This is a genomic window from Pedobacter sp. GW460-11-11-14-TSB4 (genome assembly GCF_059423705.1).
The window spans coordinates 91,333-103,806 of sequence record NZ_JBWKYI010000020.1 but is presented as its reverse complement, the minus strand read 5'-3'; the positions used below and the strand labels follow the sequence as shown (position 1 = coordinate 103,806).

At 38.2% G+C, this 12,474-nt stretch carries 12 protein-coding genes; 8 read left to right on the top strand and 4 right to left on the bottom strand.

Features of this window, described 5'->3' with window-relative positions; all coding sequences use genetic code 11:
• The 3 genes from AC07YT_RS18195 to AC07YT_RS18185 all read right to left on the bottom strand — a co-directional run.
• On the bottom strand, positions 1–643 hold a 643-nt coding region (locus tag AC07YT_RS18195), incomplete at its 3' end, for an acyltransferase family protein (RefSeq protein ID WP_494945446.1).
• 153 nt (positions 644–796) lie between these two features.
• Entirely contained in the window at positions 797–1,261 is a 465-nt protein-coding gene (locus tag AC07YT_RS18190; protein ID WP_086547559.1) for a redoxin domain-containing protein, read from the bottom strand.
• Positions 1,262–1,348: 87 nt separating this feature from the next.
• A complete protein-coding gene (locus AC07YT_RS18185) occupies positions 1,349–2,251 on the bottom strand; it encodes an SDR family oxidoreductase (RefSeq protein WP_086547560.1) in 903 nt (300 codons plus the stop codon).
• A gap of 161 nt (positions 2,252–2,412) precedes the next feature.
• Here AC07YT_RS18185 and atpD point away from each other — a divergent pair, with 161 nt between their 5' ends.
• Positions 2,413–3,915 (top strand): F0F1 ATP synthase subunit beta, encoded by a 1,503-nt coding sequence (gene atpD / locus AC07YT_RS18180; RefSeq protein ID WP_029276465.1) that lies wholly within the window; start codon positions 2,413–2,415, stop codon positions 3,913–3,915.
• Positions 3,916–3,989: 74 nt separating this feature from the next.
• Positions 3,990–4,235 carry an ATP synthase F1 subunit epsilon gene (atpC, locus tag AC07YT_RS18175; RefSeq protein WP_055912620.1) on the top strand — a complete coding sequence of 82 codons (246 nt, stop codon included), beginning with the start codon at positions 3,990–3,992 and terminating at the stop codon, positions 4,233–4,235.
• Between the two features lie 66 nt (positions 4,236–4,301).
• Here the strand turns inward: atpC and AC07YT_RS18170 are convergent, their stop codons facing one another.
• Complete coding sequence (locus AC07YT_RS18170; RefSeq protein WP_086547561.1) at positions 4,302–5,252, bottom strand: alpha/beta fold hydrolase; 951 nt, start codon at positions 5,250–5,252, stop codon at positions 4,302–4,304.
• A 605-nt stretch (positions 5,253–5,857) separates the two neighbouring features.
• On the opposite strand from AC07YT_RS18170, the gene ilvE reads away from it, so the two are divergent.
• From ilvE to ilvN, 6 genes are all read left to right on the top strand, one after another.
• Positions 5,858–6,748, top strand: coding sequence for a branched-chain-amino-acid transaminase (gene ilvE / locus AC07YT_RS18165; protein ID WP_086547562.1), 891 nt, complete (start codon positions 5,858–5,860; stop codon positions 6,746–6,748).
• A 100-nt stretch (positions 6,749–6,848) separates the two neighbouring features.
• On the top strand, positions 6,849–7,427 hold the full coding sequence (locus tag AC07YT_RS18160; protein ID WP_086549400.1) for an O-methyltransferase: 579 nt from the start codon (positions 6,849–6,851) through the stop codon (positions 7,425–7,427).
• Between the two features lie 246 nt (positions 7,428–7,673).
• Entirely contained in the window at positions 7,674–9,356 is a 1,683-nt protein-coding gene (gene ilvD / locus AC07YT_RS18155; protein WP_086547563.1) for a dihydroxy-acid dehydratase, read from the top strand.
• Between the two features lie 48 nt (positions 9,357–9,404).
• On the top strand, positions 9,405–9,995 hold the full coding sequence (locus tag AC07YT_RS18150) for an ORF6N domain-containing protein (RefSeq protein ID WP_086547564.1): 591 nt from the start codon (positions 9,405–9,407) through the stop codon (positions 9,993–9,995).
• A 21-nt stretch (positions 9,996–10,016) separates the two neighbouring features.
• Positions 10,017–11,768, top strand: coding sequence for a biosynthetic-type acetolactate synthase large subunit (gene ilvB / locus AC07YT_RS18145; protein WP_086547565.1), 1,752 nt, complete (start codon positions 10,017–10,019; stop codon positions 11,766–11,768).
• A gap of 47 nt (positions 11,769–11,815) precedes the next feature.
• Positions 11,816–12,454, top strand: a complete 639-nt coding sequence (gene ilvN / locus AC07YT_RS18140; RefSeq protein ID WP_086547566.1) for an acetolactate synthase small subunit — start codon at positions 11,816–11,818, stop codon at positions 12,452–12,454.
• Positions 12,455–12,474: the final 20 nt, after the last annotated feature.

Here is a 12,474-nt window from a genome sequence, read left to right as displayed (position 1 = left end):
ACCTATAGGACCATGGATCATTTTCTAAATGCAAAAAATTATAGATAAAAAGCCTTAGAAATAGTGACAAAAATATTAAAATAACTACAACGCCTACACCACGTCTTAATATGAATGGGGCTACCAAATAGAACGTAAGTTCCAGGCCCAGAGACCATGCTTGAGGAACAAATAGAAAAGTATGGAGTTGTGGGGTAGTTTCCCAAAACTTCGGTGTAAAGTAAAAACTACCATTACCGGGGCTTATCCCCATAAACATCATAATGTCCTGCCCAAAAATGACGAGATGTGTAAAAATAAGATAAGCAAAAGAAATAAAATTAGTCTTGACGGATAGATAGCTTTCGAAAACCGGAAATACCCTCCAATTGGTCGTAAAACCCAAAATAATATAGGCGAAAATAGTTACTAATAAAATCACCCAATAAACAGGGTAAAGCCGGATAAATCTATTCGAAATAAAAAGCCAAAAGGAATTGTTTACACCAGTATACTTTTCATTCAGTATCATTGACATATAAAAACCTGAAATGATAAAAAAGGACTGCACAGCTACTGGCCCGCCAACAAACTGAAATCCAAAAATAGAACCACAATGAGTAGCGACAACTGAAAGTGCTAACAAAAATCGAATTAACCCCATATTTAGATCTAAAAATAAAACTCAATATGCATCTTAATATTAGCAACAGCAACATTCCTAAATAAAAAAGCTCTAGCAAATCTAGAGCTTATATTTATTGGTTAATATCAAGTGCTATTTTTGATGAATGAATTTATATCATTCAGCGCTAAGTTATTTAGCTACAACTTCATTAATTGCTTTAAAATCAGGCAAATCATGGGCATCTTCTAAAACTTCTGCATAAGCTATTTTTCCTTCTTCATCGATTACAAAAGCTGCTCTTTTAGAAACTCCTTTCAATCCGAACACAAATTCATCATAAAATGCACCGTAAGCTGCTGATACTTCTTTGTTAAAATCAGACAGTAAAGGGAACTGGTAACTTTGCACTTCTTTAAACTTAGCCAAAGAGAACGGAGAATCAACTGAAATGCCGATTACCTGTGCATTTATTCCTTCATAATAACTGAAATTATCACGCATGGTGCATAATTGCTCGGTACACGTTCCGGTAAAAGCCATCGGGAAAAAATGAATAATTACTTTTTTTCCTTTGAAACCAGAAAGCGAAATTTCCGTCAAGTCAGAAGTGTATAATTTAAAATCAGGGGCGGTATCGCCAACTTGTAATGCCATTATGTCTTTTTTTATGGGTTAAATATATTGTTAAATTGTTTGATTGCTTTGACTCTTGACTCAAGACTTTAGACTTTAGACTCAAAACTAACCTTTCATCTGTTGGTCTAAAATTACCAATCCCTCTTCAAAACTATGCGGACGGTAATCTAAATCTCTAATCGTCTTATCCAAAACAAAACCTGTTCTAATGGGTCGTTTAGCCGCTTGGTTTAAACTTGCAGAACTGATTTCATTAATAAAAGATTGATCAAGGCCCCAATAATCGGCAACTTTTCGCACTAAATCTGCAATACTCATGTAATCTTTACCCGACACATGGTAAATTCCACTTACGTTTTTTTCTACAGCTAACAAGCAGGCTTCTGCTAAATCCTCAGCCAAAGTGGGCATACGCCATTGGTCGTTTACTACATTAATAGGCGATGCTTTTTCTAAAGCCCCTTTGGCCCAGAGTACAATATTGCTTCGGCTCATATCGCTGGTGATCCCATATACCAATATAGTTCTTAAGATTGCCCAATTTGCTTTTGAGTTTTTCAACAGCTCCTCTGCCAGTACTTTCGATTCGCCATAGTAACTTACCGGATTAACAGCATCTTCTTCTTTATAAGGCCCATCAGCACCATCAAAAACAAAATCAGTACTTAAATGAATCAACTGAATATTTTTTTCTTCACATATTGATATTAATGTTTGAACGGCGTCTACATTTAATTGGTGACAAAGTCCTTTATTAGCCTCGCAGGTATCAACATTGGTCATCGCAGCAGTGTGCACAATGGCGTCAGGGCTGTATCTTTCAATAACTTCACTAACCTGAGTAGCATTTAAAATATCCATTTCTGCATATTCATAGCCGTCCTTTACCGGATAGCGGTTTTCGCCTTTTGAAGTGGCTACCAGCTTCGCCCTGTTTTCGGCAAGTACTTTTTCAGTTAATTTCTGCCCTAAAAGACCGTTGCTGCCTGTTGTTAAAATGGTTTTCATATGCCTTATTTATGGCTCTAAATTATCTATAAAAACCATGTTGAAAAAATTTATAATATATATTTAAAATTAAGTAAGAATAACTTAACTTTGCCAACCGAATTGGAGCCCCTGTAAACAGCTTTAATTCATTGACTGTAATAAATTTACTCACAACAGATATGCCTAACTTAGGAAAAATAGCACAAATTATCGGCCCAGTGGTTGACGTTAGCTTTGCTAATGATGCCCATCTACCTAAAATTTTTGATGCGTTAGAGATAACGAAAGAAAATGGACAAAAAATTGTTTTAGAAGTTCAACAGCACTTAGGTGAAGACCGCGTACGTGCGATCTCAATGGACTCTACAGACGGTTTAGTTCGTGGAATGGACGTAGTTGATACTGGTGCTGCGATTAAAATGCCAGTTGGCGACCAAATTAAAGGTCGTTTATTTAATGTAGTTGGTGAAGCGATTGACGGTATCAACACAGTTGATAAAACAGACGGTCGCCCTATCCATGCAACTCCTCCTAAGTTTGAAGATTTATCTACTGAAACTGAGGTGCTTTTTACAGGTATCAAAGTAATCGATTTATTAGAGCCTTATGCAAAAGGTGGTAAAATCGGTTTATTCGGTGGTGCTGGAGTAGGTAAAACAGTATTAATTATGGAGTTGGTTAACAACATCGCTAAAGCTTATGCTGGTTTATCAGTATTCGCAGGTGTTGGTGAGCGTACTCGTGAGGGTAACGATTTACTTCGTGAGTTTATCGAGTCAGGTGTAATTAACTATGGTGACGAATTCTTACACTCAATGGAAAAAGGTGGATGGGATTTGAAAGCTGTTGATACTGAAAAATTAAAAGAATCTAAAGCAACATTGGTTTTCGGTCAAATGAACGAGCCTCCTGGTGCACGTGCACGTGTGGCATTATCAGGATTAACGGTTGCAGAATATTTCCGTGATGGTGATGGCGAAGGCGCTGGAAAAGACATCCTTTTCTTCGTTGATAACATCTTCCGTTTTACACAGGCAGGTTCTGAGGTATCGGCTCTATTAGGTCGTATGCCATCAGCCGTGGGTTACCAACCAACATTGGCAACTGAGATGGGTTTAATGCAAGAGCGTATTACTTCAACAAAACGTGGATCAATTACATCAGTACAAGCGGTATATGTACCAGCGGATGATTTAACTGACCCGGCTCCGGCAACAACTTTTGCCCACTTAGATGCAACTACCGTACTTTCACGTAAAATTGCCGAGTTAGGTATTTATCCTGCGGTAGATCCATTAGATTCTACTTCACGTATCCTTTCTCCTGCTGTATTAGGTGATGAGCACTATAACACTGCACAACGTGTTAAAGAAACTTTACAACGTTACAAAGAATTACAGGATATCATCGCGATCTTAGGTATGGACGAATTATCTGAAGAAGATAAATTAGTAGTATCAAGAGCACGTCGTGTTCAGCGTTTCTTATCTCAACCTTTCCACGTTGCGGAGCAATTTACCGGCTTAAAAGGCGTATTGGTTGACATTAAAGATACCATTAAAGGATTTAACATGATCATGGATGGTGAAGTTGATGAGTACCCAGAAGCTGCATTTAACTTGGTTGGTAGCATTGAAGATGCGATCGAAAAAGGTAAAAAATTATTAGCAGAAGCGAACTAAGAAACGCGTTAAGCATTAAGGGCTAAGCGTTTTAACGCGCTGCGCTCTACGCTCCACGCCAAACGAAAAAAAGAATGAATTTAGAAATATTAACTCCAGATAAAAAAGTTTTCGAAGGTGAAGTAACAGCAGTTACGGTTCCTGGTACTTTAGGTTCTTTCCAGATTTTAAAAGACCACGCCCCTATCATCTCTACTTTAGAAGATGGAGAAGTTATTATAAAAGCAAACAAAGCTGATGAGCAACGCTTTTTTATTAAAGGCGGTGTAGTTGAAGCGATCCACAACAAAATTGTGGTTTTAGCCGAAGGTATCGCTTAAGCAAAATAATTAAACATTTAGAAAGCCTCCCGATTTAAAAATCTGGGAGGCTTTTTGTTTATCTGCCTACTTAACAAACCCACAAACAGCAGCAGTAAACTCCTTATTCTTTTCATAATAAAGCATATGCGAACCATCTATCTGTACTACTGCCTGGTTCGGAAACCTGTAATTTTTATAATAATCCGGGCCAACCGCATGGTCGTCCTTACCCGTTATAATTAAGGTAGCGGTTTTAATCTCGCTGGTCAGTAAAGCATAATTTTTAAAATACTCGGGATATTTCTGAATTCTTGTATGATCCATTAATGGCATAAAAAGTGTCATTCCAAAATCTGATGTCCGCTTATATGAACTTTCAATGCTATCCATTTTAACAATGGTATTTACATCGTTGGCAATATATTTATATCCGAGATGTGCTGCACTCAATTTCTTTCTGACCAAAGCCGCTTGATCCATTAATTTTTTAAAATCAGTTTCACGAATAGTGGTATCTTTTTTCAATAATTTATAACCAAAAGCTATTTGCTCCTGCAGCTGCCACGGATTCATAAAATGGGCTATTGTATTCGCCATGATCATACCAGATAAATGTTCAGGATATTTAAGCGCGTAATTAATGGCCAGGATACCACCAAAAGAATGACTAAGCAGGTACACTTTTTCTACTCCCAATTTTAACCGCAGTTCTTCAACATCCTGAACAAGCCGGTCTAAACTATAATTCTTTGCATTTTGCGAGTGACCAGATCCTCTTTGATCGAGATAAACCATCGTTAAACATTTTTCGAGCTTGGCGCCACCCATTTTTTCAAAGGAAAGAAAATCCTGACCAGGGCCTCCATGCAAATAGATACAAACCGGCCCCTTGCCCGATACCTTAACAGATAACTTCACCGTATCAGAAGTTAAAATGGTTTGATTACCCCCCTTAAGATTGGGTGTCGAATCGGTCGAAGAACAACTAACGAATAATCCGATTAAAAGAACCGAAAAGATATAAATTATTTTCATCGCGATAGTTTATGCGATTAAATTACGTAACTATTTTCAATAAGTAGTAAATGGGTATAACGGTAACTGCGTGCCCATATAAAAGCTTGAATTTTTCCTTACATTTCTACGCCCAAATATTGTCTGAATTTTCAATTTTCAGCGCACTTTTGGTCATTTTAGGCAGAAAAATAGAAAATTTATAATGCAAGCATAACAAACAGACCGTATACCGTTTTGATATTTAGTCTAAGGCTATCGGCATTAAATAACTAATACAACCCTGATTAAGAATAATATTTCGATTATGACTAAATTACAAGAATAATATACTGATTTAACTTTTTTCTGATTTCTCTTGCATATTAATGAACCAAAAACTAAATTGGTTTTTATAAACAATAAGATAATAATGACCACTCAGCATAACATCTTTTCTACATATACTACTGCAAAAGCAGCTGGCAATGTAGTGCTGTTACCTGTCATTTTACTTAACCTCCTACTCCTAAACATTTTATGGGGTAACAAGCGGACGCAGTTTAAATAGATTTTAAAAAACTAAATATACCTAAAGCGTCCCGATACAAACGGGACGCTTTTTTTAAATAACAAAACACAGTATTATGAAATACTATAATTCTAATACGATTATTTACCTTGATGGACAGTTTGAAAAGGCTGTAAATAGCAGTACTGACCTTTACGGACAGTCGCTACACTACGGTTATGCTGCTTTCGAGGGTATTAGAGCCTATAAAACGCACAACGGCAACCGTATTTTCAAAGCTGCCGCACATTTCGACCGCTTAGAGCGTTCTTGCCAGCTGGCAAACATTCCTTTCCCATGGGATAAACAAGAATTAATTGCTGCAACCTATAAATTACTTCAGTTGAATAAACTGAAAGATGCTTATATCCGCCCTTTGGTATTTTGCCACCCGAACATGAAATTAAACGAACCGAGTGGAGTTTCGATCTTAATCTGTGCCTGGGAATGGGATGCATATTCAGGCAACAAATTATTAAAATTAACCGTTTCCGATTACGAAAGACCAAACCCAAAATCAATTCCAATGGAAGCGAAATTGAGTGGAAACTATGTTAATTCTATTTTAGCTACTACAGCCGCAAATATTAAAGGTTACGATGAAGCTTTGCTTTTAGATATGCATGGCTTTGTTGCTGAAGCATCCGGAGCCAATATCTTCCTCGAAAAAGACGGAAAATTATTTACACCATCTTTAGGAAACATTTTACCAGGTATTACCCGTGCAACAGTAAAAGAGCTTTGCACTGTTTTGGATATAGAGTGTATTGAAAAGAAACTAACCATAGAAGATCTTAAAAATGCCGACAGCGCTTTCTTATGCGGAACAGCAACAGAGATAGCTGGCATTGCCTCAATTGATGATATTGTTTATCGTCCAATATGGAGAGAATCTATCGGTTATACCATACAACGTGCCTATAAAAACCTGGTATTGGAAAAGGTAAATTATGAAGTGATTATTTAAAATTGGTTGACAGATTATAGTTAAATGGTTGATAGCCAATTCGGCCATAAACCATGAGTCAAAAAACCATCAACCAAAAATAAAAAGATCCAAAAAGCAGATGACTGAAGAAATTAATCAACACTTCCCGAAGGCCTACCAGCAAATTAATGGTGCAACAAAAGCATCAGGATTTGACATGGCATCTGATGTGTTGACCTGCTCTTTACTCAGAACACTTGCAGCCACTAAACCTTCAGGTAAATTTCTGGAGCTTGGAACCGGAACAGGTTTATCTACTTCGTGGATTTTAGATGGTTTAGATCAAGATAGTACACTTACCTCGATTGATAACGATGCTAAATTTTTAGCCATTGCCAAAACATTTCTTGGCAGTGACGATCGTTTAACATTGGTTGATACCGATGGTGCGGAGTGGATCGAAAAGAATAAAGACAAAAAGTTCGATTATATTTTTGCTGATACCTGGCATGGAAAATATTTGCTTTTAGATGAGGCGATATCCATGCTTAACACCGGTGGACTTTATATCATTGATGATATGCTGCCTCAATCCAATTGGCCTGATGGTCATCAGGATAAGGCAATTAAATTGATTAAAGATTTAGAATCCCGTGATGACCTGCAATTAACCAAGCAGGTTTGGGCAACAGGAATTGTAATCGGCGTAAAAAAATAAATAAGATTAAAATAGTTCTTTGCTTTTTTTAAATAGTTAGTATGTTTGTGATTCATCAAAGACATGAATATAAACACAAACATTATTAGCAACCTAATTATTGTCATTTCTCAAAAGAGAGGTGGAAATCGTTGCGTATAATATAAAAAATATACCAAATCGAAACCGCCTCCCAAAAAGAGGCGGTTTTTTTTTGCCTCGAAAAGAAATAATTGAAATACAACAGCATACATACACTTTTAAACAATGAGCGAATTAAACAAGTACAGTAAAACATTTACACAAGACCCAACACAACCGGCAGCGCAAGCTATGCTTTACGGAATCGGATTAACTGATGCTGATATGGCTAAAGCACAGGTCGGTATTGCAAGTATGGGTTACGATGGTAACACCTGCAATATGCACCTTAACGATCTTGCAAAAGATGTAAAAAAAGGGGTCTGGAAGAATGATTTAGTGGGCTTGGTTTTTAACACCATTGGAGTGAGTGATGGAATGAGCAACGGTACAGATGGTATGCGTTACTCGCTGGTAAGCCGCGATGTAATCGCCGATAGTATCGAAACCATTTGCGGTGGCCAATATTATGATGGCATTATCTCTATCCCTGGCTGTGATAAAAATATGCCTGGTGCCATTATGGCGATGGCACGCTTAGATCGTCCTTCAATTATGGTTTATGGTGGTACAATTGCTCCCGGACATTACAAAGGAGAAGAATTGAACATCGTTTCAGCTTTCGAGGCTTTGGGGCAGAAAATATGTGGCAACCTTTCTGAGGAAGATTATCAGGGCATCATAAAACATACTTGCCCTGGTGCAGGTGCTTGTGGAGGCATGTATACGGCAAACACCATGGCATCAGCAATTGAGGCTTTAGGTATGAGTTTGCCTTATTCGTCTTCAAATCCAGCAATCAGCGAGGAGAAAAAACAAGAATGTTTAGATGCGGGTAAATACATTAAAATTTTATTAGAGAAAGATATCAAACCATCTGATATCATGACGAGAAAAGCATTCGAAAATGCCATTCGTTCTATTATCATTTTAGGTGGCAGTACCAATGCAGTACTACATTTTATTGCAATGGGTAAAGCCATCGGCATCGAAATCACCCAGGATGATTTCCAGCGCATGAGCGATGTAACACCAGTACTTGCCGACTTTAAACCTAGCGGAAAATACTTAATGCAGGATTTGCATCAATATGGTGGTATCCCGGCAGTATTGAAATATTTATTAAACGAGGGTTTGTTGCATGGCGATTGCCTGACCGTAACCGGAAAAACTGTAGCTGAGAATTTGGCTGATGTAAAATCGATTATGGATTATGATCAAAAAATCATTCAGAAGCTAAGTGAGCCAATTAAGGCAACAGGTCACTTGCAGATTCTTTATGGAAACCTGGCAGAAAAAGGCTCAGTAGCAAAAATCAGTGGAAAAGAAGGTGAAAAATTCGAAGGTCCTGCACGTGTATTTGATGGTGAGCACGATTTAATCGCGGGAATTTCAAGCGGACGTGTTCAGCCTGGTGATGTAATTGTAATTAAAAATTCTGGTCCGGTAGGTGCACCAGGTATGCCGGAAATGTTAAAACCAACCTCAGCCATTATTGGTGCAGGTTTAGGTAAATCGGTGGCTTTAATTACTGATGGACGTTTCTCAGGTGGTACGCACGGTTTTGTGGTTGGACACATCACCCCTGAATCTTACAAAGGTGGTTTAATTGGCCTAGTAGAAGATGAAGACCGGATTTTGATTGATGCGGTAAACAACATCATCAACCTGCAAGTAAGTGATGAAGTGATTGCCGAGCGTAGAAAAAACTATGTGCAACCAGCATTAAAAGTAACAAAAGGTGTTTTATATAAATATGCTAAAACAGTTTCAGACGCAGCGAGTGGCTGTGTAACTGACGAATATTAAAATCAAAAAATCATCCCCCAGATTAATTGATTACTAAGAAAATAGATTATGCAAATAATTAAAAGTATTCAGAATAGGATTTATGAAATCCGGGGAGAAAGGGTAATGCTCGATTTTGATCTGGCATCACTTTATGAAGTGGAGACAAGAGTATTAAATCAGGCTGTAAAACGTAATATCAAACGTTTTCCGGAAGATTTCATGTTTCAGTTGACTTCTGCAGAATTTGAAAATATAAAATTTCAAATAGAAGCGATTAACCAGGGTGCATCATCACAAATTGTGATAAAGGATCACCCCAACTTGAAATCACAAATTGTGATTTCAAGTTGGGGTGGCACCAGAAAGTTACCTTATGCCTTTACCGAGCAAGGGGTAGCCATGTTAAGCGGTGTTGTAAATAGCGACAAAGCCATTAACATGAACATTGCCATTATGAGGGCTTTTGTTGATGTTCGTAAAATTTTGCTGAAACAAAGCAACCTTAACGAACAATTAACAGAAATTAAAGAACGGATTGGTGAACATGATGTTCAGCTAAACGAACTTTATGAGGCAATGGAAAACTTAATTGATGAAAAAATTGCACAAATAAAGTGGAAAGACAGACAAAGAATTGGGTTTAAAATTAAAGAATAGTAGAACCGCAAAAACATAACTATGGAAACTGCACAAGATACAATACAACAAAACGAGGCGAAAGCAGAAACCTCAAAAACCTTATTCAAAGGAACAGGCTCGCAGGTTTTGTTGAATGGATTAATTGAAGAAGGTGTAACCACCATTTTCGGTTATCCGGGAGGAGCAATCATGCCTATTTATGATGCTCTTTATGATTATGCCGATAAATTAGAACACATACTGGTTCGCCATGAGCAAGGTGGTATCCATGCTGCTCAGGGTTTTGCACGTGCAAGCGGCGAAGTGGGTGTTGTTTTCGCCACCAGCGGACCAGGTGCAACCAACCTGGTTACAGGTTTAGCAGATGCACAGATAGACAGTACGCCATTAGTTTGTATCACCGGACAGGTTTTCGCCCACTTATTGGGAACAGATGCCTTTCAGGAAACCGATGTGATTAACATTACCACTCCGGTTACCAAATGGAACTATCAGGTTACTGATGCTAAAGAAATCCAGGAGGTATTGGCTAAAGCTTTTTACATCGCTAAAAGCGGCAGACCAGGCCCGGTTTTAATCGACATAACCAAAAACGCACAATTACAGCTGGAGGAATTTCCTGAGTATGTAAAATGCAACCACATTCGCAGTTATCGCCCGAAACCAAAAGTTAGGATTGAATATATCGAGCAGGCAGCCGAATTAATCAACTCAGCTAAAAAACCATTCGTATTATTCGGTCAAGGGGTTATTTTAGGTAGTGCTGAAGAAGAATTTAAAGCTTTTATTAATAAAACCGGAATTCCTGCCGCATGGACCATTATGGGCGAAGGTGCTATTCCAACTTCGCATCCATTAAATGTAGGTATGTTGGGTATGCATGGTAATTACGGACCAAATGTGTTAACCAACGAAGCCGATGTAATTATTGCCATCGGTATGCGTTTTGATGACCGTGTAACCGGCCGTTTAGATAAATATGCCAAACAAGCTAGAGTAGTGCATTTGGATATCGATCCTGCGGAGATTGATAAAAATGTTAAAGCCGAAGTTGGTGTTTGGGGCGATTGTAAAGAAACCTTACCCCTGTTAACCAATTTAGTTAACGAAAATAAACACGAAGATTGGTTGGCTAAGTTCAGACAGTACAATCAGGAGGAAATTGATCAGGTCATTACTCCAGAACTTTACCCAACAGGTGATGAAATGACCATGGGCGAAGTATTGCGCAACATTAACGAAATTTGTGGTGGCGATGCCGTAATTGTTACTGACGTTGGTCAGCACCAGATGGTAGCCTGCCGTTATGCTAAATTTAACAATACCCGTAGCAACATCACATCAGGTGGTTTAGGCACAATGGGCTTTGGTTTACCAGCTGCAATTGGTGCTAAATATGGTGCACCTGACAAAACCGTTATCGCCATTATCGGTGATGGTGGTTTCCAGATGACGCCTCAGGAATTGGGTACCATTATGCAATTTGGTGCGGCAGTAAAAATCCTGATTTTGAACAACCGCTTTTTAGGTATGGTTCGCCAATGGCAACAGTTATTTCATGATAAACGCTATTCTTTTGTTAATATCACCAGTCCTGATTTTGTCGCTTTAGCAAAATCGTATTACATCGAAGCCAGCAAAGTTGATGAACGTGCAAACTTAAGACAGGCATTAGAAACCATGATCAACCATGAAGGTTCTTACTTATTAGAAGTAATGGTTGGTAGAGAAAACAACGTTTTCCCAATGGTTCCACAAGGAATGAGTGTAAGTGAAATCAGGCTGAAATAAGGTAGAAGGTTCAAAGGCCTAAGGTTTAAGGTAAAAAAGAAATTATCATGAGTACTGAAAATACAATAGAACATAAAATAGATAAAGCCGATTTAGACGGAAAGCAGGAATACACCATTACGGTTTATGCCGAAAACCGCATCGGTTTATTAAACAGGATTGCAATCATTTTCTCCAAAAGGAAAATCAACATCGAAAGCTTAAATACTTCTCCATCAGAAATTGATGGGATACACCGTTTCAATATCGTCATCCACGAAGGTTACGAAGTGGTGAGAAAGCTAGCCCGCCAGATTGAAAAACAGATTGAGGTATTGAAAGTTTATTTCAACACCAACGAAGAAATTATCTGGCAGGAACTGGCACTTTACAAAGTTTCTACTGATGAAATTGCAGAAAAAGTAACGGTAGAGCGTTTATTAAGACAGTACGGTGCCAGTGCGGTAGTGATCCGTAAAGATTATACTGTTTTTGCGGTAACGGGGCACAGGGAAGAAACGGATGCTTTGGTAAAAGCTTTGGAACCTTACGAACTGATTGAATTTGTGAGATCTGCCAGAGTAGCCATTATTAAAGACAGCGCAGGATTCCACGAAAAACTGAAAGAATTTGAAGCTTTCGAACCAGGTGAAGAATTGGTAGAAAACGAGTTTTTAGAAAAAGGACAGAAGATTTTCACTATGTAAGGTAGAAGGTTGAGGGTGTA

Bases quoted from the DNA above. Each gene is read 5' to 3' on its own strand.
- ilvB (WP_086547565.1), top strand. From the start codon at position 10,017: ATGGAAACTGCACAAGATACAATACAACAAAACGAGGCGAAAGCAGAA.
- AC07YT_RS18150 (WP_086547564.1), top strand. From the start codon at position 9,405: ATGCAAATAATTAAAAGTATTCAGAATAGGATTTATGAAATCCGGGGA.
- AC07YT_RS18190 (WP_086547559.1), bottom strand. From the start codon at position 1,261: ATGGCATTACAAGTTGGCGATACCGCCCCTGATTTTAAATTATACACT.
- AC07YT_RS18185 (WP_086547560.1), bottom strand. From the start codon at position 2,251: ATGAAAACCATTTTAACAACAGGCAGCAACGGTCTTTTAGGGCAGAAA.
- atpC (WP_055912620.1), top strand. From the start codon at position 3,990: ATGAATTTAGAAATATTAACTCCAGATAAAAAAGTTTTCGAAGGTGAA.
- AC07YT_RS18160 (WP_086549400.1), top strand. From the start codon at position 6,849: ATGACTGAAGAAATTAATCAACACTTCCCGAAGGCCTACCAGCAAATT.
- ilvN (WP_086547566.1), top strand. From the start codon at position 11,816: ATGAGTACTGAAAATACAATAGAACATAAAATAGATAAAGCCGATTTA.
- ilvD (WP_086547563.1), top strand. From the start codon at position 7,674: ATGAGCGAATTAAACAAGTACAGTAAAACATTTACACAAGACCCAACA.
- ilvE (WP_086547562.1), top strand. From the start codon at position 5,858: ATGAAATACTATAATTCTAATACGATTATTTACCTTGATGGACAGTTT.
- AC07YT_RS18170 (WP_086547561.1), bottom strand. From the start codon at position 5,252: ATGAAAATAATTTATATCTTTTCGGTTCTTTTAATCGGATTATTCGTT.
- atpD (WP_029276465.1), top strand. From the start codon at position 2,413: ATGCCTAACTTAGGAAAAATAGCACAAATTATCGGCCCAGTGGTTGAC.